Below are 21777 nucleotides of genomic sequence, written 5' to 3'. Positions count from 1 at the left end.
AACTAAGAAAGGGTCTGCAAAACTATGGCTCTGTCCCAAGAGAAAAAAGGCACCATCGCCGTATCGCTCACCAACTTCCTCGACTCCGGCTGCATCGTGGCCTCGGGTGTGGCGCTGGCGGCCTGGGCGATCGCCTTCAACTTCGACAACGTGTGGGTGTCCATCTTGGGCGCCGTGGGCGCGAACGCCTTCGGCGCGGCGGTGGGCGCGCTCATCGGCGGCTTTCTGGCCGACCGCTTCGGGCGCAAGTTCATCTACACCTATAATCTGCTCGTGTACGCCACGGGCGTGTTCCTCATTATGTGCGCGGTGAACCTGCCCATGCTCTGCGCCGGCATCGTCATTTCCGGCCTGTCCGTGGGCGCCGGCGTGCCGTCGTCGTGGAGCTACATCTCCGAGATGTCCTCCTCCACGAGCCGCGCCGCCAACATCGGCATCAGCCAGTTCGCCTGGTCCTGCGGCCCGGCGGTCATCTTCCTCATCGCACTGCTGTTCTCGTTTATCTTCCCGACCTTCGGGCCGGATGGCGCGCTTCTGCCGGCGGGCACCTACGGGCCCTTCGACGGCCTGTTCGCCATGCGCCTGCTGTTCCTTATCCTGTTCGTGGTGGCACTCATCGCGTGGAATCTGCAGCGCAAGCTGGAGGAGTCGAAGGACTGGACGGAAAAGCAGGACGCGGCCGCCGGCAAGCGCGACACCTTCATTCAGATGATGGGCCGCGCGCTGACCAACTCCGTGAACGTGAAGTCCATCGTGTTCCTCGTTGCGGTGTATCTGACCTGGAACATCGTGGCCGGCACCATGGGCCAGTTCATGCCCTACATGTACGCGGCGGCCGGCAACCTGGACGACACGACCATCTCGCTTCTGCAGGCGGTCATGTGGATCCTCACGGCCGTGGGCTCGCTTGCCATCTTCTCGAAGTTCGGCGACAAGATTCCTCACCGCATCCTGTTCGCGGCCACGGCTGTCATGGCGCTGGCGGCCTGGGTGGTCATGGTGTTCTTCGGCATGCAGCTGGAGGCGGGCACGGCCGACAGCTGGGGCTGGCTTCTGTGGGTGTTCGTGGCGCTGTGGGGCATCTCAGCTGGCTTCTCGGCCCAGTGCTTCTACGCGCTGTGGTCTACCGAGCTGTTCCCGACGCTGTACCGCGGCGGCGTGCAGGGCATCATGTTCTTCCTAGTTCGCGGTGTTTTGGGCATCTGGTCGCTCGTGGCCGTGGCGGGCCTCGGTGTGGAAACCCCCTCGGGCTTCGTGACCGCCGGCATCATCATGTGCGGCTTCCTTCTGGTGTCGCTCGTGGTGGGCGTCATCTGGTGCCCCAATACCCAGGGCCGCACCCTCGACGAGATCACCGAGGAGCGCTACGGCAAGCACATCGATTAGCTGCTCGGCGGGGAGTGGTGAACTTCCAAAGCGCTCACATATGCTTACTTTCAGCTTGCAAAATAGGTGAACCGTTCAAGTTGAGTAATTGAAGGCGCTCCGTCATACCGTGGCGGAGTGCTTTGCCGCACTCTGCGGGCATGTTGACAGAATCCGATATTCGTCTTACAATTATGAAAGACGAAATTCGAAAGGATAGCGTCGATGTTTGAGAAGGTAGAAGTTCATGATCGTGTTTCTGCGCGGCATCCTGAACTTAAGGTTGAGGACGTGGAAAGCGCCTGGCGCAATGCGAGCGTACTCGTAGAGCGTGTGACAGATTCGTTTCCTGACGTGGTGCTCGTGGCGGTTGGAAGCGACTCTCGCAATAGACTCATCGAGATGGTTGCCACGGTGAAAGACGACGAAACAGTGCTTGTGTTTCATGCAATGACGCCGCCCTCGGCAAAGACATTGCGGGAAACAGGATTGAAGAGGTGATTGCTGTGCCTATTACAACAAAAAACGGTTCCGTGGTTAGTGACGAACAACTTGAGGCTTTGGCGGAGATGTTCGAGAGCGGCGAGTGGCCTGCGGGAGAAACGCGCATCGTTCGCGGTCGTCCTTTGAAGCTGGGTGAGGAGTTGACGTCCGTCACCTTCAAGATCCCGCGTCGAGAGCTTACCGAGATGGATGCTCGCGCGAAGGATGAGGGCATCAGCCGCTCTGACTATTTACGACGCCTCGTCGCTTGTGACTTGATGACGGCGTAAAGCTCTCAGAGCGTAAATGCGCTGGCGGGAAAGCGCGAGTCTGCTCCTTGGGAATTCAAAGCGATAAATGTTGCGTCCTCAGTCCTGCAGCGCGGCGATCTTCTCCTCCACGAAAGTGCGGAACTGGGCAAAGGACTCGTTGTCGTTGGCGCGGTTCCAGATGAAAAAGTAGGTAATCTGGTTGGCCGACTGGTAAGGGACGCGCACCAGATGGGGGCTCTCAAGGGCATATTTTGCCGGGAGGTCGATAATGGCGCTCCCGCGCTCCACGACGTTCAAGGCGCTTGGCTGGTGAAGGGTTGTGGTGCAGCGGGGACTCTTGCCGCGCTCTTCGAAATCCCTCACGACGACGCTCTCGCGAGAGGTGGGTTTGATGAGCGGGTATACAAATTCCTCATCGAGGAGATCGTCTATGGTGACGAAGGGGCGGCCTGCCAGGGGGTGCTCGGGTCCAACGAAGATCACTTCTTCCATTGAGGTAATAGCGCGTTTCTCAAGGTAGGCTGGAATGATCGCCTCTTTCGTCAAGCCAACGAAGACGCAGTCGACGCGCTCCTCTAAAAGTCCCTTGAACAGCTGCGGCAAAGGTTGTTCCACGAGGTCGATCAGGGTATGGCTGCTGATGCTGTCTTTGTACTCTTGCAGCCAGGGGACGCTGATCTGATCCATGTACATATACTCGTACCCAACGGCAACTCTACCGCAATGGCTGTTCAGAGCCTTGCACGCTGCGACCCCCTCGTCAATGAGCGCGAGGGCAGTGTGGGCCTTCTCGTAAAGCACGTTGCCGGCCTTGGTGGGGCTACCTGCCTTGTTGTGCGAACGAAAAGTGGACCTCCCAGCTCTTCTTCCAGCTGAGTCGCATGGCGGCTCACTGCCGGCTGCGATGTGTACAGCTGCTCGGCTGCAGCGGTGAAGGACGCGGTTTCGTAAATGGCGATGAAGCTACGAAGCTGTTCGATGCGCATAAAATTCCCCTGATCTCGATTTATACCGCATCATTATAAATCAAAACCGCATTGGTATTTCTCTTTTCTCAGGGCTCGTTGTTAACTAATGCCGAAGGGGCGCGGCGAAGGTCCGCCCGGGGATCTGAAAAAGGAGGGTACGATGAGTGCAACCGAAATGAATCGACGTCAGTTCGTGTCTCTGGCCGGTATCGGCGCGGGCACGCTTGCGGCTATGGGATTGGCGGGATGCAGCCCGGCGAAGCCGTCACTGGCGGGAACGGGGGGGATCCCAGCCCGCTGAGGGCTCGGAGAGGGCGTCATCCTGGCTGGGTGAGGCACCGGAAATCGCCGAGGATCAGATCGTCCGTACCGAGGCTACCGATCTGCTGATTATCGGTGCAGGCAATGCCGGCATGTCGGCTGCTGCTACCGCCGCTGATCTGGGTATGGACTTCATGGTGTGTGACAAGGCGGGTGACGTGCAGGCGTCGCGGCATTGGGTGGGCGCCGTCAATAGTCGGTGGCAGAAGGAGGCCGGCATCAACACCGATACGAACAAGTTGCTGAACGAATTGACGCGCTACGCCTCGGGCAAGTGCTCCCAGGACGTGTGGAAGGTCTGGATCAACGAGAGCGGCGAGACGATCGAGTACCTGAACGACATTTTGGCCGCCGCTGGCATGGAGATCTACCTGGATGTGGACGATTACGATCACCCAACGGGTGGTACCGACTACTACGTTCCCATTCAACAGCATATGTGGTATTCCCCTGCGGTGGCCGAAGCGGTGCCTCCGGCTCTTTGGGGGGACGCCTCCGCTCAGGCCGGAATGGCTCGCAACAAGATTCTGGCGGATTATATCGCCTCCAAGGGCACCGAGGTCTCCTTCGGCTATAAGTTGGCCAAGCTTATGCGCGAGGAGAGCGGTCGTGTCACGGGAGCGATTTTCGAGACGAACGATGGCTATGTGCAGGTGGATGCTGCTAAGGGTGTCCTCCTTGCCACAGGAGGCTATGCTGCGAACCCTGTGATGCTCTCGGCGCTGGCGCCGGCCGTTCTGGATTCCTGCACTGCTGCCGACAAAATGCCGAACTGTACGGGTGACGGCATCAGGGCCGGCCTGTGGGCCGGTGCGCGCATGGATCGGGAATCTGCGCCGATGATTTTCGACCGCGGTGCGGTGTCCCCTGGAGTGGACTGCGGTCTTGAGGGCGAGGGCATGGACGCCGACTTCCCCGGCGTCTGCCCGGAGAACGTTCTCGGCAGCCTGCCCTTCCTGAAGGTCAACCGCCGCGGCGAGCGTTTCTTTAACGAGTCGGCTCCCTACGATTGGTGCGCTGCAGCCGCGGCGAATCAGCCGGGCGGGGTGTGGTGCTCCGTATTCGACGCCAATGCGAGCGCCGATGCCGCGCGGTTTCAGGTTGTTGGCTGCGCGAAGATCGGCGCGCAGGTGTTGCAGGGCTTTCCGCCCGAGGAGGCTGTGGCGGTGTTTCCTGGAGGACGGCAGCTGCTCGAACAGGGCGCTCTCAAGAAGGCCGATACGCTGGAAGAGCTGGCCAATCAGCTTGGCTTGCCCCAGGATGCCTTTCTCGCCACGGTGGAGCGCTACAATGAGCTGTACGACAAGCAGGTTGATGAGGACTACGGCAAGGAGGCGTTCCGCCTGTCGGAGATTCGCACGGCTCCGTTCTATGGCTGCTGGTTCGGTGGCTCGTTGCTTACCACGCTCGATGGTCTGAAGATAAACGCGAACATGCAAGTGCTCGACCAGGCGCTGGAGCCCATTCCCGGACTGTATGCTGCCGGAGATTGCAGCGGCAGCGTGTTCTCGGGCAACTACCCCGAGTACCTCGTCGGTTGCGCCATAGGCCGCACGCTCACCGAAGGGCGTCACGCTGTCCGCTACATCAGCGAGAACGAGTAGCGCCGGCACCCGGCGAAACGTCCGGTGATATTTCCCTCCCCGAGAGGGGCGCGCCCGATCTGGTGCGTCTCTCTCGTAACCTCGGTTTCGCTGAGCAGAAAACTCCTCGAAACAATGCGCCGTTAATTTGGAACGTGCCGGGGTACAGCGGTTGCGGTGGCTCCGACGTGGTATCTTATTCCGATCATCGACCCGAGTGAGGAGCGAACCCGTTATGTCGAAAGTGACCGATCTGTACGGCTCCATGGTATTCAACGAGCACGTCATGCGCGAGCGCTTGCCGAAGACCACCTACAAGCAGCTGATGAAGACCATCAAAGAAGGCGCCCCCCTGAACGAGGACGTGGCCAACGTCGTCGCCCACGCCATGAAAGAGTGGGCCATCGAGAAGGGCGCCACCCACTACACCCACTGGTTTCAGCCGCTGACGGGCATCACCTCCGAGAAGCACGACAGCTTCATCGATCCCACTGATGACGGCTGCGCCATCATGACGTTCTCGGGCAAAGAGCTCATCCAGGGTGAGCCCGACGCCTCCAGCTTCCCCTCCGGCGGCCTGCGTGCCACCTTCGAGGCTCGCGGCTACACCGCCTGGGATCCCACCTCCTACGCCTTCATCAAGGACGAGGTGCTCTGCATTCCCACGGCCTTCTGCTCTTACACCGGCGAGGCGCTCGATAAGAAAACGCCGCTTCTCCGTTCCATGAAGGCCATCGAGACCCAGGGCCGTCGCGTGCTTGATCTGTTCGGCGACGACTCCTCCGATCGCATCACTACGACGCTGGGCGCCGAGCAGGAGTACTTCCTCATCTCCGAGAAGGACTACGAGCGCCGTCTCGATATCATGCTCACGGGCCGCACGCTGTTCGGCTATCCGCCGGTGAAGGGCCAAGAGCTGGAGGAGCACTACTTCGGCGCTATTCGCCCCACGGTGAACGAGTTCATGAAGGAGCTCGACGACGAGCTGTGGGCGCTCGGCATCTCCGCGAAGACGAAGCACAACGAGGTGGCGCCGGCCCAGCACGAGTTGGCGCCCATCTTCGCCGAGACGAACCGCGCGGTAGACGAGAACCTGCTTACCATGGAGAAGATGAAGCTTCTGGCGAGCCACTACGGTCTCGTGTGCCTGCAGCACGAAAAGCCCTTCGAGAGCATCAACGGGTCGGGCAAGCACAACAACTGGTCCATCTCCGCCGGCGGGCGCAACCTGCTGGATCCGGGCGAGAACCCCATGGAGAACCTGCGCTTCCTCGTGTTCCTCACCGGCGTCATTCAGGCGGTCGACGAGTACCAGGAGCTTTTGCGCATGTCGGCGGCCTCGGCGGGCAACGATCATCGCCTGGGGGCCAACGAGGCGCCGCCGGCCATCGTTTCCATGTTCCTCGGCGACGAGCTGGGCGCCATTGTGGAGGCGCTTATCGACGACCACGACTACACCTCGGCCGAGCGCGTCGCCATGGATCTCGGCGTTGATGTGCTGCCGAACTTCATCAAGGACAACACCGACCGCAACCGCACGAGCCCCTTCGCGTTTACCGGCAACAAGTTCGAGTTCCGCATGCCCGGGAGCGCTCAGAACCTGTCGGATGTGAACATGGTGCTGAACACGGCCATGGCCAAGTCGCTGAAAGAATTCGCCGACCAGATGGAAGGCAAGACCGGCGACGAGTTCGAGGCGGCCGCCATCGACTACATCAAGCGCACTCTGCGCGATCACGAGCGCATCATCTTTAACGGCGACGGCTACTCCGAGGAGTGGGAGAAGGAAGCCGCGCGCCGCGGCTTGGCGAACCATCGCACCACGGCCGACGCGCTGCCGTGCCTGGTAGATCAGAAGTCTATCGACCTGTTCACTGAATTCGGCGTGCTCACCGAGGACGAGATTCGCTCCCGCTACGAGGTGAAGCTGGAGAAGTACAACAAGATCATGAACATCGAGATCCGCGCTATGAAGCGTCTCGTGCGTCGCGACTATCTGCCGGCCATCAACCGCTATGCCGCCAAGCTCGCCAACGGCATCAGCGCTATCAAAAACGTGCTGCCGGAGGGCGACACGTCGTTCATGAAGGATAAGTTAGAGAAGCTCGTGGCCGGTGCCGCCGAGATCAACCGCCAGCTGGAGAAGCTGCACGAGCTGCATCACGCCTCCCGCGAGATTGAGAACCAGCAGGAGCGTGCGAACATGAACGCGCACGAGATCATCCCCGTGATGGACGCCCTGCGCGAGGCGGTGGACGCCATGGAGATCATCGTCGAGCGCGACGCCTGGCCGGTGCCCACCTACAACGAGATTCTTTTCTATGCTTAAGTTAGAAGCTTTCGGCTTCTAACTTAAGCCTGATGCTGCGGATCCGACAGGTGCCTGCCTCTGCACTTCAAAGCTTGCCTTCGCGTAACGAAGTACGCTCAGCCGCTTTTCAGCACAGATGCAGGCACCTGTCGGATCCTCGCTGCTTTCCTTGGGCGCATCCCCGCGTTTTAATAATGTGAGAAGACCTCCCGTGGGAGGTCTTCTCGTCTCATGCTCGGGGGCGCTTGGAGGGGGGAGGGGGAGAAGCGCCCACAAGTTAGCGGGGGATGTCAGATGATGTCAGCGTCGTTCCGCCTAAGCGGGGGCACCGCCGGTCGGGGCACCGCCGGCTGGTGCGCCGCCCTCGGCACCGTCGCCGGCTGGGGCTCCGTCGCCGCCGGGCGCGCCACCCTCGGCATCGCCTTCGCCGCTGCCCGGCGGCGGACCGGCCATGCCCTTGTCGGACTGCTTGATGTCGGCGTTGCCGGCACCGAGCGTGCAATAGCGATCGAAGTCCTCGGTCGCGAGATACTCGCCCAACGTGTAGCCGAGGCACAGGCACATGCCGATGGACACACCGTTCATGATGCCGTTGTATCCCATGGGGAAGCGGCCGCCAGAGGTGTTTCCGCAGGCAAAAAGGCCCTTGATGGGCTCGAAGCCCTGGCCCTGCACCTGCTGACGCCCGGTCACGAGCAGGCCGGACGTGGCCACGAGCGATCCGCCGCCTATGCGCTTGCTGCAGGGATAGCCGTAGAAGGGACCGTCCTTGATGGGCCACATGGTCTCCGGGTCGCGGCCGAACTCGGTATCGATGCCGGCGTCATGGGCGGCGTTCCACTTCTCGATAGCGGCGAGGGTGTTGGCCTTCACGCCCTCTTCCATACCCATGTAATCGCACAACTCCTCCAAGGTGTCGGCGCAATAGAGGAATTTGCCCGAGGTGTCGTCGCCCTCGGCGCCCGAGCCCACGGCGGCGTCCATGTAGGACTTGACGTTGGCGATGGCGTCCGCGTCCCATTCCTTCGGGGCAAGGTGTCCCGCCAGCTGGTTCAGGAACACTTCCTGCCAGTCGTTGCCCCACACCAGATAGGCGCGGTCGCCCGGCTCGCGGGCGCCGGCGCAGCCGGAAAGCAACGGGCCGCCGAAAGCCTCGTTGCAGTAGCGTTCGCCGTACTTGTTCAGCCACAGGCATTCGACGCCCTCCATGGGGGACAGCGGAATGAACGCATGACTGCCCATGTCGCCGCCGGTGGCGATTTCCACCTTGGCGCCGATGCGCATGGCCATGGCGATGCCGGAGCCGTCGCGACCGGACATGGCCGAGCAATCCTTGTACTCGCCCAATTCGTAGTTCTCGCGGCAGATGGCGTTGTACATAGCGGAGTTGCTGCCGATGTCGCCGCAGGCGAGCACCACGGCGCGACCGTTGTACTGGGTGTACTCACCGGAGTTGGAGTCCTTGGCGATGACGCCGGTGACCTCGGTGCCGTCCTCGTTGTGCACAAGGCGCACGGCGGCCTGCCCGTAGACGAATTGGGCGCCGGCGGCCTTGGCCTTTTCTTGAGAGCGCTTGACGGCGTCGGTCATGCCCACGGAGCCGCCGAACTGGCAGGTGCCCACATAAGAAGTGAAGGGCCCCTTCTTGTAGTTGTACCCCTCGACAACGGGCCAGTTGAGGGGAATGAGCTCGTCCTTCTCGGTCTCAGTGTAGCCGTCGATGAACCAGTCGAGGGCCTCGCCGGAGCGATTGGCGAACTGGGAGAGCAGCGTCGGCTGCACACGGCCGGCGCCGTACATCTGGTACTCGTTCATGAAGTCGACAACCGAATACTCCGGAATGCCGACTCGATCGAGCTGCCAGGAAGAGTTCAGATGGCCGATGTCGTTGCCGAGCGCGCTGAAGGTGTCCTCGGGCTGCATTTCAACGACGATGACCTTCGCGCCGAGCTCTGCGGCACGACGGGCGGTGGCGGTGCCGGCATGGCCCGCGCCGCACACGATAATGTCGGCTTCCTGAACCGAGGCGATCTCGTCTTCGGCGATCTCGGGTTCCTCCCCGAGCCAGCCGGCACCGAGCACCTCGCCCATAGTCTTGCCCTCGTTGCCCGTGGCGGCAGCGGTGCTTCCCGTGGTGGCCATGGTCTCGCCGCCGCGCGGATCGGAAGCGTTCGAAGAGCCTTCGGTTTGCGGGCTGCATCCAGCGATCATGCCCGCGGCCGCAGCGCCGGCAGCCATAACGCCGGCGCCTTGCAGAAAGCCGCGACGGCTCAGCGCGATGCGCCCGCGCTTGTCGGCCAGGGCCTCGCGCAGCTCATCGATGTTGTGATGGTGCTTCATCCCCATCCCCTTTCTCGTGCGTTCCGTGATTCTTGTTCCCGTTTCGTCGGGTTGAGCCACAGGATGGGCCATCGCTTGGGCGCAGGCCATACCGTCGCCGTGGTGAAACCGTGCCTAAACGCTTCACCACGAGAAGGTGAAATCGCTGTTTCTGCAGGTGATCGCTTCGTTGTTTTTCGGTAGGGCGACCAAGTCGGACGTATAATAGGTGAACGCTTTAACGAATGAATGCTGGGGGAGGGTTTTGTGAAGGAACGTCAGGGCGCGCGGGCGCAAGCGAGGACGAGAAGCGAAGGGAACGACGCTTCGGAAGTTGCCCCCTTCCTCTCGATGTATCTTGACGGTCCCCGGGCTCGTCTGCTTCTGGGATTTGCCGCGTTTAGCGCTTGGGTCAATTTGCTCATCGGCTTTGAGGGGTTTCTGCGCGATACCGTTGTCTACGGGGGAGGCGTCGTTCGCGACCCGCTTTTCGTCGCGGCGCTGCTCTTGGGAGGGGCTCTGCTCATTGCGGCGGCCTTGCGCCAGCGGCCTTTTCTCCAGCTGCCGGAAGACGGCGAGATGCCGCGATGGAGGGGAGCTGCGGTCTGTGGGATCTTGGGGTCGCTTTCCGGTGTGGCGGGCGTCGCCCTCAGCTCCTCCGCTACGACCGCAGGTTCTGTGGTAATGACCTTGGCGGTGGTTCTCGGTATGATGGCCGCCGTGTTCATTGCTCGCTACACCCTTGCTTGGGGAGTGCTCATCGCCTCGTTTGATCTGCGGGAGATGATGGTGGCGCTCTGCACGGCCCTGTGCCTGCAATGGGTGCCCTTTATCGCGGTGCAGTTTCTCGGTGCTGTTGGCAAAGCCGTGCTTGCAGGAGGCCTCCCCCTGCTATCGTTGTGGGGTCTTCGGGGGTTTACCAGCACCCCTTCGGAGAGCGCCTCGAGCCGCGAAGGCTCGAGTGCCGGCGAAGCGGAAGGCGATTCCCGGTGGATGGTGGCTCGAATGGCCGCAGCGCTATTCTGCTTCGCCTTCGTGGTGCAGTTCGTCTGGACTTGCAACGTGGTCATGACGAGCGAGCCTTTGGATCAGGGCCTGTTCTGGCTCGTATACCTGTGCGTGTTCGTCGCCTGCGCCGTCATTATGATCGCCATTCTTTGCCTCATGGACCGGTGGGGCGCCTATCGTATGGAACTGTTCTACCGTGCGGCCTTCGCCTTCGGTGTTGTGGGCTCGGCCGCGCTGCCTCTGGCCTACAACCACCTGTTCTTCTCCTACGCGGTGATTTATGTCGCCTATGCGCTCATGTCGGCTGCGATGTGGTTGCTGGTTTGGAGTGTGGTGTTCATGCGCCATGTGCCGCCGCGCCGCGTTGTGGGACTTGTGTTCGGCCTCCAGTACATCGCGCTGCCTTGCGGTTTCGGTGCGGCTAAGCTTATGCAGCAGCTCGCGGCGGCCTCTGCGTCATCGGATCTGCTTCCCTATGTCGGCTTCTCCGCTATTGCGCTGCTCGTCGTCGCCTTCGTGTTCGTCTTGCCGGAGCGCACGCTGCTTTTGCTCTCGCCGCGGCTTTTGCGGCTCTCCCATGAGTCGCTGGACGAGCGCTGTCGCGAAGTTGCCGTGACCCATGGCCTCACCGAACGGGAGACGGAGATCTTCGCCCTTCTTGCCCGCGGGCGCGATGTGGGCTATATCGAAAAGGAGCTCTTCATCTCCCGCAACACGGTGAACACTCATCGGAAGAATCTCTACCGCAAGCTGGGCATCCATACCCAGCAAGAGCTCCTGTCGCTTATCGAGGCCAGTCTGAACTGAGGCTTCTTACACGCCCTGGCGTAGGCTGGCGGCTACGGCGTGGAGGATGTCGTTGCGCTGGGTGCTCGCCACGAGGCTCGCCAAGGGAGCGGCGGCCAGCGGCATGTTGGCGTCGCAGAGCTCGATGAGCGCGCGGCCCACCACTTCCATCACGTCGTCCAGGGGCGCCAAGGGCACGCCGGCCGTGCGCAGGCAGGCCGTGGGATCCCAATCGCTGCCGGGCACGTTGTTGCCCATCTCGCTCACCAAGTCGTTGCGCTCGCGCAGGGCGGCCTCGCCCATGGGGCTCGTCTCCGGCACGCGCAGGTAGCAGGCCAGCGCCTCGGGCAAACGTCCCGTCTGCCAGTAGGCGAAGGCCTGCCGGTAATACACATAGGCGATGTCGTTCCCGGTGACGGCCACGCGCAGGGCATCGCGGGCCACGTCGATGATCCGGTCGTAGTGGTCGCCCTCGGCGAAGCAGGTGATGAGGTCGTTGTAGGCCGGGGCGCTTGTGGGGGCCAGCTTGATGCAGGCTCGGGCCTGGGCCTCGGCGGCGTCCAAGTCGCCCATGTCGCGGTAGATGCGCGAGAGCGATGAACGGGCCGCCTGACCGATGTCCGAGGCGCGCACGTAGCGCACGGCGGGGTCGCTTTCCACGAGGCTCGTCAGATAGCGGGCGAAGACGTTCTCGCAGTACAGAAGGCGGCGCGGCTCGGCGGGCTGGGCGAGGTCGTCCGCTATGACGTCGCTCGTCGCGGCGGCGCTCGTCTCGGCGACGATGTCCTCCAGCTGGGCCACCGCCAGAAGCAGCGAGTCGTCCTTCTCCTCCATGATGGCGCGGTAGCGGGCGGCCAGATCGGCGTTCTGCTCGCTCATAACGTCCAAATCGCTCACGATGTCGGCATGCAGAAGCCCGCGCAGGTTCTCCGGCAAAGGACGGGTGTCCTCGGCCACGGGGGTGAAGGGAACCGACAGCTCCACCGGCAGCGGCTCGGCGGGCTGCAAGTTGCCCGCCTCGTCGATGTTGACGGCGAACTGGGCCAGATGCAGCATGTCGAACAGCGCAGCCGGGTCGCATTCGGTGGCCGGCGCGGAGAACTCGCCGCTGCGGATTTTCGCCATGGCGCCCATGGTGAAGGGGATGCGGCCGAACTCCAAAGACATCACGGTCGGGCCCGCGATGGAACCCTCGCGACCGTTCACGACGACGCGCGTCACGCCGACGGAGGTGCCGAAAGCGGCGGCGGCGATGAGGGCCGCAAGCCGCAGGGCGTAGGCGGCCGCGGCGGCAGGACGTTGCGCAGTGCAGTCGATCCACTGGCCCGTGGCGCTGCTGAAGCGGGATTTCGGGAACACGTCGGGAGCGGGCAGCGACACGCTGGCCACAATAGTGCCCGTGCCAGCATCGCAGGCGAAGCGGTATTCCAGGCGGAAGGGGAGCACCATGGCCTCGCAGGCGGCGGCCAGACGCGTGGAGAGATCCCAGTTGCCGCCGCGGGTGCCCGTCGTGCCGTACTGGGTGTCCAGCTTGTTATCGCGTTCGGCGGCGGTCAGGTAATCGTTGGCATCGTTGGCGATGGAACGCAGCACCTGCCAGTCCAGCTGGCTGCAGGCGCTCTCGGTCGTGGCGCTCACAAAGGCGGTGCCCTCGTCGCCTTCCAAGGCCTTCGAAATGAGGGCCAAACGATCGAGGACGGATTCGATGCGCAAAATGGTGCCCCGGTTGCCGGCTGAAATCGTGCTGTCGTCGAAGATGGACCAGAACAGGCCCGTGGTGTTCAGGCGGCGCAGCTCCACCGGATGCTCCACGGCGATGGCGCGCAGGCTGGGCGCCTCGGCCTCGGAGAGCAGGCGGGCGGCGTAGGCGTCGAAGCCCGAAGACGAGGTCGGGTCGGTCGGGTCGGCCATGGACACGCGGAACAGCAGGCCGTCGATGGCGTCGGGCAGCGGGGTGGCGGTGAACTCCGCCAGCGCGTCGCGGGTGGTGCGGCCCGAGGCGGTGGCGCCGGCCGCGTTCTGGGAGCCGCCGTCTTTGGCGGGCTCCTCGGGGTTGTTGCCCTTTTTGCGGAAGAAATCGAACACGGCGGAACCTTTCACCGGAGTAGTTGGGTAAGTCTGCCCATTGTCCCACAGTGCGCGGTGTTTCACCGTGTCAACTTGGGAGAAATTGCCAGACCATCACGGTTTTCAGGAGATTTACGAGCTTAATTGACGGGAAAGGGGGTGAGGTCAACAACATTCATGAGTAAAAGCGTCAGGAATGTTGGCGAGCGATGCGCGGCGAAGCCCTCTGCGGCGCCGCCCGTCAGGCATTGTGCAGTTTGTAGCCCATGCCCCACACGGTTTGCAGGTAGCCGTCGGTGCCGGTGGGCTTCAGCTTGCGGCGCAGGTTCGACACGTGCACGCTCACCGTGGAGTCCTCCACCGAGTAGGGCTCGCCCCAAGCCAGCTCGAACAGCTCCTGCTTGGTGAACACCTTCTGCGGCCGGCCCATGAGCAGCTCTAGGATGTTGAACTCTGTGCGCGTGAGGGCCACCTCCTCGCCGTCGACGCAAAAGACGCGCCCGTCGGGATCCAGCTCCCAGCGGCGGAAGGCGAGCAGCTGCGAGGAGCCGTCCGCCTTCGCGGCGCCCACGGCCGTCCCGGCATGCGCGCGCTCGGCATGGTGGCGTCGCTGCACCTCGATACGGGCCTGCAGCTCGTCTAAATCGAAGGGCTTGGTCAGGTAGTCGTCGGCGCCGGCTTGCAGAAGGGAAATCTTGTCGGCGGCGGTGATGCGCGCCGAGATGACGATGATGGGCAGCGCGCTATCGGTGCCGCGGATAGCGCGCACGATCTCCTCGCCGGGCACGCCGGGCAGCATGAGATCGGTGATGACCACGTCCGGGCGCTGCTCGCGCAAAAGCATGAGGCCCTCGGTGCCCGAGAAGGCCTGACGGCAGTGGTAGCCGCGGCGCTCAAGATGCGCGCAGACCACCTCGTTGATAGAGGGATCGTCCTCGATGATGAGTATGTCGGCAACGGTTTCCACGGCAAGCAGGATAATACGCGCAGACGCAAAGGCGCTGGCATCTTCAAACAATCTTAACGCTTCGCCAGAACTTTCTTTAATTCCCGCGTCCACACTGAAGGTCGCTGGAAATGCGGTATAAGCGAGAAAGGACGGAAGCGATGGGATCTGTGAGAGAAGGGAGACGGCCGTGAATGTCATTGAAGCGCGCGGGCTGACCAAGGTCTACGACGGCCGGGCTGTGGTGCGCGATTTCGCCATGACCGTGGCTGCGGGGGACATCTACGGCTTCGTCGGAAAAAACGGCGCGGGCAAATCGACGGTCATGAAGATGATCTGCGGCGACGCCCTTCCGACGGCTGGCGAGGTCGTACTGTTCGAAAGCGATCGAGCCTCGGCGGGGGACGGGGAGCCCGAAGACGGCGGCGTGCGGCGCATCGGCGTGCTGATCGAAGAGCCGGGGCTGCTTGTGAACCTGTCGGCCTACCGGAACCTCATGGCGAAGGCGCTTGCCTGGGGCATCGTGGACGGCCCGGCCCGCTGCGAGGAGGTGCTCAGGCTCGTGGGACTCTCCTCGGTTGGCAACAAGAAGGTGCGCGGGTTCTCGCTCGGTATGAAGCAGCGGCTGGGGCTCGCCATGGCGCTGCTCGGCAGCCCCGACGTGCTGCTGCTAGACGAGCCGTTCAACGGGCTCGACCCGGAGGCGACGCGCGCCATGCGCAATCTCATCGTGCGCGTGAACGAAACCTTGGGCATCACAGTGGTCGTCAGTTCGCATGTGCTCGATCAGCTCGATCGCATGGCCACGCGCTACGGGGTCATCGCCGACGGGCGCATGGTGCGCGAAATGACGGCCGAAGAGGTGGCCGCCGAGTGTCGCAGCAGCCTGCGCGTTCGCACCGAGAACCCGGCCCGGGCCCTGGCGCTTTTGGAAGAGGCGTATCCCGCGCTCGCCTTCAAAGCGGAGTCGGACGGGGCCCTTGTCGTCGCGGGCGACTACGACGATGGTGCCATCAGCCGCCTGCTCGCCCGCTCCGGCGAGGTGGTGCGCGAGCTGTCCCAAGACCACCGCGATTTGGAAGAGTACTTCGTGGAACTGATGGAAGGGGGCGCGCAGTATGTTTAACTTGCTGAAGAGCGATATATATCGCCTCGTGCACGGCAAGATGCTCTGGGTGGCCGCTATCGTGCTGGTGGCCCTGTCCGTTCTGGCGGCCGGCATGATGCACTGGGTGTCCTCGCCGGAGTTTCTGCGTATGACGGCGACGAGCTTCGAGATGACCGTGAACGTCAGCGATGGGGCGACCGGCGGGGCCGGCGTCCTGGGCGAAGGGGATGCTGCCGCTGCGAATGCATCGGCGGAAGCTGCGGCTGCGGCCGGCGCCTCGGGGCGCGGCCTGTCGCTGGATGAGCTGGACACGCTAGGCGCTGCCGAGGCCGCCGGGTCGGCCGAATCCGAAGAGGACAGCATGCGCGACGATGAGACGGCGAGCGATTCCGCATTCGCCTCGAGCGAGCTGTGGGATCTCGTCGCCGACAATCCCGAGGCGCTCAGCGACGCCGATTTCGAAGGAGTGTCCCGCGACATGCGCACCCTGGCCTCGCCGGCCGATATGCTGGGAGATATGGCGGTGTCGGGAGGGGCGTTGGCCGTGGTCGTCTCGCTGGTGACGGCACTCTTCCTCGCCCAGGACTTCTCCATGCGCTTCGCGCGCAACCTGGTGATGGATCGCCGGGGACGTGTGCGCTACTACGGCGAGAAGCTGGTGCTCGTCGGTCTTCTTGCGGCCTTCTATCTGGCCGTGGCCGCCCTGGCCGGAGCGGCGTCCTTCGCGGCGGCAGGTTTCACCTATGCGGCGGCAAGCCCGTTGGGCGATCTGGCGCTCTTCCTCGGGTTGGCCTGGCTTCTGGCCTTCGCCTACGGGTGCACGACGGCGGTCATCGTGTGGGCGACCCGCAGCGCCGGGGCCGGGGTGGCCTGGGCACTGGTGGTCAGCTCCGGCATCGCCGGCTCGCTTCTCGGCCAGGTGCTGCTTCTGCTGGGTCGAGGTGTGCCCTGGATCGGCGCGCTGGAGCCGTGGATGCTCGCGTCGTGCATGCAGAATGTGGGCAATCATGCCTCGACGCTGCTCGCGACGCCTGCTGCCGCCCCGCTGACCATGGCGCCCCTCGCCGTGCAGGTACTCATCGTGGGTACCGCCGCAGTTGCCCTCTGCGCCGCGCTGACGTTCGGCCCGCTGCGCAAACGCGATTTGTAGGAGACATCTGGTGGAGTGGCGTGACAACGTCTCACTGCATGCTAGTCTCCGTAGGGGGCGACCTCGGTCGCCCCTTGCCACAACTAGAGCCATGCGACAGGTGCTCTGCAACAAACGAAACGAGAAAGGACAGTTGTGACGCTTGCCATTTGCTTCGGAGGCCTGGCGCTCTGCGGGTTCGCGATGGTGCTGCTGTACGGCCACGAGCTTCGTCGTATGGCTCGCTTCCTGCGGAATCGCGACGGGCGTTCCAACAGCCGCCTGACCACCGAAATGCCCGGACCTGGTTTCGCCGATCTGGCCCGCGCGGTGAACGGCACGCTGGAGGCCGCCGACCAACGCGAGCGCGAGCGCGCCGCCGAGCAGCGCCAGTTCCAGCGCGACCTGGCGAGCCTGTCCCACGACATTCGCACGCCGCTCATGGGTGCGAAGGGCTACGTCTCCCTGGCCGCCGAGGAGCCGGACGGCGCTCGTCGCGCCCACTACTTGCAGGCGGCCGAAGCGCGCCTGGCCGACATGGAGGGCTTGCTGGACGCGCTGTTCGCCTACGCCCGCGCCACCGATGCCGTCGCCGAGCTGGATATGCGTCTTCTTGTCGTTCTGCCCGTGCTCGCCGAAGTGCTCGCCGGCCAGTTCCCCGCTTTCGAAGAGCGCGGCTGGGAGCCTCTGGTGGACTTTCCCGACGAGTCCCTGGTGGTCGAGGCTGACGGCGAGGCGCTGGCTCGTATGTTCGAGAACTTGGTGAGCAATGCCCTGCGCTATGGGACGTCCGCGCCGTCCATCGTTCAGCGGGGCCGCAGCTTGACCTTCTCCAACAAGGTGCCCGATCCGACGGCTATCGACGTCAATCGCCTCTTCGAGCGCTTCTACCGCGCTGATGCGGCCCGTGCCCACGGAGGGGCGGGGCTGGGTCTCGCTGTGGTGGCCAGCCTCGCCGCCGCCCAGAACATAGAGGTCGAGGCCTCTTTGGAGGGCGACGAGCTTTCCCTGGCCCTTATCTTTCCTCCTGTTTCCGGAGAAGTGTGAGAGGGGAGGGCGGATTCGGCTGCCGAGGTCGCGCTCTTCCGCAATGAAAACGGGCCCGCAGCCCTTTTGCGGCTGCGGGCCCGTGGCGTTCGGGCGCGGTTTTGCTCGGCTTTGCTCGGCCTTGCTCGGCCTTGCGGGTGCTAGAGCGCGGCGATTTCGCGGTAGGCGTTCATGGCCGTCTTGCGGCTCATCTTCGACGTGTCTCCCTTGAGAAAGGCGTAGAAGTTGCCCTTGTTCAGGCGGGTGACGCGGCAGGCCTCGGCGCGGGTCATGTTCTTGTCGGCCAGAAGATCGCCGAAGGCGGTCGAGACGTACTTCAGGATTTTGCGGTCGACCTCGATGCGCGAGGAATCGGTGCGCCATTCGACGAGGATGGTTTTGAACGGGTCGCCGTCGGGCAACATGCCCAGGTACACCTCCAGCGGACGCCCCGACGCATGCCAGTGTTCGACGAACTCGTCGAACATTTCGGCCGCTTTCGTGCCCTCCGCGCGCCGGAGCAGGTATTCCTCGCGTCCGTCGCAGATCGCAAGCAGAAGAAGCGGCGCGAATGCCTCGGGATGCGCATCCTCGGCGGCGGCGAAGAACTTCTTCGTGCTTGTAGTGTTTAAACCGGTCAAACCTTGGCAGCGTTTAAGTAGGAAATAGCGGAATGAACAGGCCATACTTCTCCTTTCTCTCTGAGGGCCGAAATTATTAATAGAATCAAATAATACTTTTCATGACCGAATTAATCAAGAACAAGTTCGCGATCGCCACAAATGCCCCACGAGCGGCGATGGCCCATCGCTATCGTTCGTCTATCGCTATCATTTTCAGTATCATCACTATCATTTATACTATCATCCTGCAACAATATGATAGTGATGAGGAGATGCCATGGGACTTCCGACAAGTATAGAAACCCTGATCGAAGGGACTATTGTGGAAAGTGCGCGCATCGAATTCAAGGAGACGTGGGATCCGCAGGCATCTCTCAAGACTATTTGCGCGTTCGCCAATGATATTGACAACTGGGGTGGAGGGTATCTCGTCATTGGCGTTCGCGAGGATACCGCAGGCTATCGAACGGTAGTGGGGGTGCCGACGGATAAAGTTGATCTGTGGCTCAAGGATATGGTCAACAAGTGCAAGCTTATCCAGCCCGACTACATGCCCATTGTGGACGTTGCTGAGTACGAGGGCAAAGCCCTCATCGTCGTTTGGGCGCCCGGCGGAAGCGTGCGTCCCTACTCCTCCCCTAAAAGCATGGGGAAAAAGAGTGAGCGGATTTATTGGATACGCAAAATGGCGAGCACTCTGTCGCCATCCGAGGCTGAGAGACGCGACCTGTACAACCTCGCCAATAATGTCCCTTTCGATGATCGCGTGCACCATGGAGCGGAAGTTGACGACCTGAACATCACGCTCATCAAGGGATATCTTCGCGAGGTGGGAAGCTCGCTGTACGCGGAAGCCGATACGATGGGCTTCGTAGAACTCTGTCAGCGCATGGATATCGTGCAGGGTCCCAAGGAATACCTGAAGCCGAAAAACGTCGGGCTCTTGTTCTTCGCGTCGGAGCCGGAACGCTTTTCCCCTATGCGCGCATCGATATCGTTGAACTGCCCGAAGGGGAGGGAGGCAGTCGACTTGAGGAGCATATTTTTGCAGGCCCCCTTCACCATCAGATGCAAGATGCCTTGCGCTACCTGAGGAACAATGTCATCGAGGAACGTGTTCGGAAGTATCCCGACAGAGCCGAGTCCGATCGCTACTTCAACTATCCTTACGATGCGATCGAGGAAGCGCTTGCGAACGCTGTTTATCATAAGGGTTACGATGTGCGCGAGCCCATAGAGGTGCGCGTTCTGCCCGACCGCATTGAATTACTCAGCTTTCCCGGAGCCGACCGCTCGATCAGCGCCGAGGGCCTAAGGCAATTTCGGGCGGTGAGCCGACGGTACCGAAACCGACGGGTGGGCGAGTACCTGAAGGAGCTGGGTCTCACTGAGGGCCGCAACACTGGCATAAGGAAGATGCTCGCCGCGCTGAGGAACAACGGCTCTCCCGATCCCATCTTCGAGACCGATGAGGAGCGCCTCTATTTTCTTGTGACCATTTTCGCCCGCCAAGACGAGAAAGAGCAATTCGGAAACGCCTCGGGGGATTTTGCGCACGAAGGCAGCGTGGCCTCTCGGGGCTATGGGAGCGAGGGTAGTTTGTCGACGGAGAAGGATAGGGATGCTCCCACCTGCAGAAGGGTAGGCGCCGGCGAGAGGCGTGAGCTGCTGCTGCGCATGTTCGAGGAAGAGCCGTCTAGCTCCATTCTCCAGGCAAGCAAGCGTCTCGGTGTGAGCGTCGCCACCGTCAACCGCGATGTTGAAGTGCTCAAGCAAGAAGGAAGATTGATGCGAGAAGGATCCAGCAAGTCGGGGTGTTGGCGCGTGTTGTGAGGCTGTCCAGATCCTTCGCAACGGAAAAGCCGCCTGGCGACGGCTTTTCCGAGAGGGGAGGGTTTCGTTTAGCCTCGGCACGGACGCGCGGTCTATTTTCGAAAAGAGAGCGCTTAAGCGTTGGCGATGTACTCGACCATCGCCTTGGCGGCCACGCGTCCCGAGGCTTGCGACAGGCCGGAGCAGGAGCCGCCCACGGCGTAGTAAGGCGAGCAGAACAGGCTTCCGTTCTCCACGCCGGCGACGTACAGACCAGGGATGGGATCGGAGTTGGCGTCCAGCGCGCGGCACTGCTCGTCGGTGCGCGGGCCGCCGAAAGTGTTGAAAGCGCTCGGGTTGTACTCGAAGGCGTAGTAAGCGGTCGAGCCGTCTTCGATGGGCTGGAGGAACGCCGGATCCTTGAGGAAGTCGGGATCGGCTTCGGCGGCTACGTAGGAGTCGTATTCGGTCACCGTTTCGGGAAGTGCCTCAAGCCCCGTCACCTCGGCTAGTTCGGCGATGGACGATGCCTTGAAGCACCAGCCCTCCTCTTGGGCCGACGCTAGGTTCGCATCAAAGTTAGCCAGGGGCGCGTTGAACATGGTGGCAGCCGAGGTCCATACGGCCGGGGCGCCGATGCTCTGATAGTAGGGCGAGTCTTTCATAGCATTCACCGTATTCTCGCTAAAGATGGCGTAGTAGCGCTTCTCGTGCAGCGTGGCCTCGCCGCCGGCTGCCAGCACGATGCGTTCGCCATCGCCGGTGTTGTTGAGCGAACCCATGTTCACTACCTTGCAGCCGCCGTATTCAGCCGCAACCTTCTCCTCGTTGGCGAGGTAACCGCCCGTGCACACGAGCACGGCCTTGGCATTCACGTTGATGACATCTTTACCGCTCTCGCACTGCACGCCTGTCGCCACGCCATCCTCCATGAGAATGGCGGTTGCCGGGGCATCGTAAAGGAATTCAGCGCCCAGAGCTTGAAGACCCTCTTCGAAGTTCACTCCCTTGTTCTTGCCGGTAAAGCCATGGACGTTCAGGAAACCGAAATTGTAGCGATCGCCGAGCACCATGGTCTCCACGCCCATCTCATCGTAGATGTCGATGTTGCTGGGCAGCAGCTTGACGCACTCGTGCAGAAGGCGCGCGTTCACGGTCCAGTGGGCGTAGTTGATCATGCGCTGGTACATGTCTTCCACGGTGAAGGTTTCGCCGGCCTCCTTCAAGGCTGCCGTTTCCACCGAGGCGGTGCCGGTGATCTCGTTGAAATTGGAGTCGGTGGCGTTGCCGCTCTTGGTGACGACAAGGATGTTGCCTACGCCTGATTTGGCGGCCTCGTAAGCGGCGAAGCAGCCCGCGGCGCCAGAACCGACGATGACGATGTCGGCCTTGCGGGTTTCGGTGGGCTCTTTGAGGGTTGGCTCGGCGCCCGTGGGGGCCAGATCGGTCTCCTCGGTGCTCTTGGCTGCCGGCGCGCAGCCGGCAAGGCTGGTGGCCCCGGTCAGGCCAACGAGGCTGGCAGCAGCTCCTGCCAGGAAATTACGACGCGACAAAATGGGCTGTGAAATGTTGCTCATGAGATCCTCCTTTTCCCTACCTTTCGATGCGCCCTCAGTGTAGGTTTGGGAAGATCGGCTTGTGAAATATCCC

At 62.4% G+C, this 21777-nt stretch carries 18 protein-coding genes; 11 read left to right on the top strand and 7 right to left on the bottom strand.

The genetic code is table 11. The annotated features are described in order from the left end of the window. The first annotated feature begins 24 nt into the window (after window positions 1-24). The 3 genes from AEQU_RS09795 to AEQU_RS09785 all read left to right on the top strand — a co-directional run bounded on the left by AEQU_RS09795 (window position 25) and on the right by AEQU_RS09785 (window position 2138). Window positions 25-1386: an MFS transporter gene (locus AEQU_RS09795; protein WP_022740948.1), complete on the top strand. Its 1362-nt coding sequence runs from the start codon at window positions 25-27 to the stop codon at window positions 1384-1386. A 204-nt stretch (window positions 1387-1590) separates the two neighbouring features. After that, complete coding sequence (locus tag AEQU_RS09790; RefSeq protein ID WP_022740947.1) at window positions 1591-1866, top strand: hypothetical protein; 276 nt, start codon at window positions 1591-1593, stop codon at window positions 1864-1866. Window positions 1867-1871: 5 nt separating this feature from the next. Then, window positions 1872-2138, top strand: a complete 267-nt coding sequence (locus AEQU_RS09785) for a hypothetical protein (protein WP_022740946.1) — start codon at window positions 1872-1874, stop codon at window positions 2136-2138. 78 nt (window positions 2139-2216) lie between these two features. Here the strand turns inward: AEQU_RS09785 and AEQU_RS09780 are convergent, their stop codons facing one another. Both AEQU_RS09780 and AEQU_RS13155 read right to left on the bottom strand, forming a co-directional pair. Further along, window positions 2217-2921: a LysR substrate-binding domain-containing protein gene (locus tag AEQU_RS09780; protein WP_022740945.1), complete on the bottom strand. Its 705-nt coding sequence runs from the start codon at window positions 2919-2921 to the stop codon at window positions 2217-2219. Beyond that, window positions 2852-3106: a helix-turn-helix domain-containing protein gene (locus tag AEQU_RS13155; RefSeq protein WP_084280671.1), complete on the bottom strand. Its 255-nt coding sequence runs from the start codon at window positions 3104-3106 to the stop codon at window positions 2852-2854. The genes AEQU_RS09780 and AEQU_RS13155 overlap by 70 nt, the downstream gene beginning before the upstream one ends. A gap of 395 nt (window positions 3107-3501) precedes the next feature. On the opposite strand from AEQU_RS13155, the gene AEQU_RS09775 reads away from it, so the two are divergent. Together AEQU_RS09775 and AEQU_RS09770 are read left to right on the top strand one after the other, a co-directional pair. Continuing rightward, entirely contained in the window at window positions 3502-5013 is a 1512-nt protein-coding gene (locus AEQU_RS09775) for an FAD-dependent oxidoreductase (RefSeq protein ID WP_244874822.1), read from the top strand. 214 nt (window positions 5014-5227) lie between these two features. Then, window positions 5228-7321 carry a glutamine synthetase III family protein gene (locus AEQU_RS09770; protein ID WP_022740943.1) on the top strand — a complete coding sequence of 698 codons (2094 nt, stop codon included), beginning with the start codon at window positions 5228-5230 and terminating at the stop codon, window positions 7319-7321. Window positions 7322-7618: 297 nt separating this feature from the next. On the opposite strand, the gene AEQU_RS09765 is transcribed toward AEQU_RS09770, so the two are convergent. After that, window positions 7619-9643 carry an FAD-dependent oxidoreductase gene (locus AEQU_RS09765; RefSeq protein ID WP_022740942.1) on the bottom strand — a complete coding sequence of 675 codons (2025 nt, stop codon included), beginning with the start codon at window positions 9641-9643 and terminating at the stop codon, window positions 7619-7621. Between the two features lie 246 nt (window positions 9644-9889). Here AEQU_RS09765 and AEQU_RS09760 point away from each other — a divergent pair, with 246 nt between their 5' ends. Then, on the top strand, window positions 9890-11437 hold the full coding sequence (locus tag AEQU_RS09760; protein ID WP_158318410.1) for a helix-turn-helix domain-containing protein: 1548 nt from the start codon (window positions 9890-9892) through the stop codon (window positions 11435-11437). Window positions 11438-11443: 6 nt separating this feature from the next. Here the strand turns inward: AEQU_RS09760 and AEQU_RS09755 are convergent, their stop codons facing one another. After that, window positions 11444-13501: a tetratricopeptide repeat protein gene (locus AEQU_RS09755; protein ID WP_022740940.1), complete on the bottom strand. Its 2058-nt coding sequence runs from the start codon at window positions 13499-13501 to the stop codon at window positions 11444-11446. Window positions 13502-13724: 223 nt separating this feature from the next. Further along, on the bottom strand, window positions 13725-14501 hold the full coding sequence (locus tag AEQU_RS09750; RefSeq protein WP_022740937.1) for a response regulator transcription factor: 777 nt from the start codon (window positions 14499-14501) through the stop codon (window positions 13725-13727). Between the two features lie 118 nt (window positions 14502-14619). Between AEQU_RS09750 and AEQU_RS09745 the strand changes: the two genes are divergently transcribed. The 3 genes from AEQU_RS09745 (at window position 14620) to AEQU_RS09735 (ending at window position 17713) form a co-directional block, all read left to right on the top strand. Continuing rightward, a complete protein-coding gene (locus AEQU_RS09745; protein ID WP_022740934.1) occupies window positions 14620-15555 on the top strand; it encodes an ATP-binding cassette domain-containing protein in 936 nt (311 codons plus the stop codon). Next, entirely contained in the window at window positions 15548-16687 is a 1140-nt protein-coding gene (locus tag AEQU_RS09740) for a hypothetical protein (protein ID WP_022740930.1), read from the top strand. Before AEQU_RS09745 ends, AEQU_RS09740 begins: the two co-directional genes overlap by 8 nt. A 135-nt stretch (window positions 16688-16822) precedes the next feature. Continuing rightward, window positions 16823-17713, top strand: coding sequence for a sensor histidine kinase (locus AEQU_RS09735; RefSeq protein ID WP_022740926.1), 891 nt, complete (start codon window positions 16823-16825; stop codon window positions 17711-17713). A 140-nt stretch (window positions 17714-17853) separates the two neighbouring features. On the opposite strand, the gene AEQU_RS09730 is transcribed toward AEQU_RS09735, so the two are convergent. Beyond that, entirely contained in the window at window positions 17854-18378 is a 525-nt protein-coding gene (locus AEQU_RS09730; protein ID WP_022740922.1) for a hypothetical protein, read from the bottom strand. A 214-nt stretch (window positions 18379-18592) separates the two neighbouring features. Here AEQU_RS09730 and AEQU_RS12770 point away from each other — a divergent pair, with 214 nt between their 5' ends. Both AEQU_RS12770 and AEQU_RS12765 read left to right on the top strand, forming a co-directional pair. Continuing rightward, on the top strand, window positions 18593-19408 hold the full coding sequence (locus tag AEQU_RS12770) for an AlbA family DNA-binding domain-containing protein (protein WP_022740919.1): 816 nt from the start codon (window positions 18593-18595) through the stop codon (window positions 19406-19408). 128 nt (window positions 19409-19536) lie between these two features. Continuing rightward, window positions 19537-20148: an ATP-binding protein gene (locus AEQU_RS12765; protein WP_197536794.1), complete on the top strand. Its 612-nt coding sequence runs from the start codon at window positions 19537-19539 to the stop codon at window positions 20146-20148. Between the two features lie 113 nt (window positions 20149-20261). Here AEQU_RS12765 and AEQU_RS09720 read toward each other — a convergent pair whose 3' ends face one another. Next, complete coding sequence (locus tag AEQU_RS09720) at window positions 20262-21704, bottom strand: FAD-binding protein (protein ID WP_022740912.1); 1443 nt, start codon at window positions 21702-21704, stop codon at window positions 20262-20264. Window positions 21705-21777 lie beyond the last annotated feature (73 nt).

The organism is Adlercreutzia equolifaciens DSM 19450, from assembly GCF_000478885.1.
GTDB lineage: Bacteria > Actinomycetota > Coriobacteriia > Coriobacteriales > Eggerthellaceae > Adlercreutzia > Adlercreutzia equolifaciens.
Note: the sequence above shows the minus strand (reverse complement) of the source record. Positions and strands in the feature narration are given on the sequence as shown.

Coding starts and splice junctions, on each gene's coding strand:
- AEQU_RS09795 (WP_022740948.1), top strand. CDS start 25: ATGGCTCTGTCCCAAGAGAAAAAAGGCACCATCGCCGTATCGCTCACC.
- AEQU_RS09790 (WP_022740947.1), top strand. CDS start 1,591: ATGTTTGAGAAGGTAGAAGTTCATGATCGTGTTTCTGCGCGGCATCCT.
- AEQU_RS13155 (WP_084280671.1), bottom strand. CDS start 3,106: ATGCGCATCGAACAGCTTCGTAGCTTCATCGCCATTTACGAAACCGCG.
- AEQU_RS09775 (WP_244874822.1), top strand. CDS start 3,502: ATGTCGGCTGCTGCTACCGCCGCTGATCTGGGTATGGACTTCATGGTG.
- AEQU_RS09770 (WP_022740943.1), top strand. CDS start 5,228: ATGTCGAAAGTGACCGATCTGTACGGCTCCATGGTATTCAACGAGCAC.
- AEQU_RS09765 (WP_022740942.1), bottom strand. CDS start 9,643: ATGAAGCACCATCACAACATCGATGAGCTGCGCGAGGCCCTGGCCGAC.
- AEQU_RS09740 (WP_022740930.1), top strand. CDS start 15,548: ATGTTTAACTTGCTGAAGAGCGATATATATCGCCTCGTGCACGGCAAG.
- AEQU_RS09730 (WP_022740922.1), bottom strand. CDS start 18,378: ATGGCCTGTTCATTCCGCTATTTCCTACTTAAACGCTGCCAAGGTTTG.
- AEQU_RS12770 (WP_022740919.1), top strand. CDS start 18,593: ATGGGACTTCCGACAAGTATAGAAACCCTGATCGAAGGGACTATTGTG.
- AEQU_RS09720 (WP_022740912.1), bottom strand. CDS start 21,704: ATGAGCAACATTTCACAGCCCATTTTGTCGCGTCGTAATTTCCTGGCA.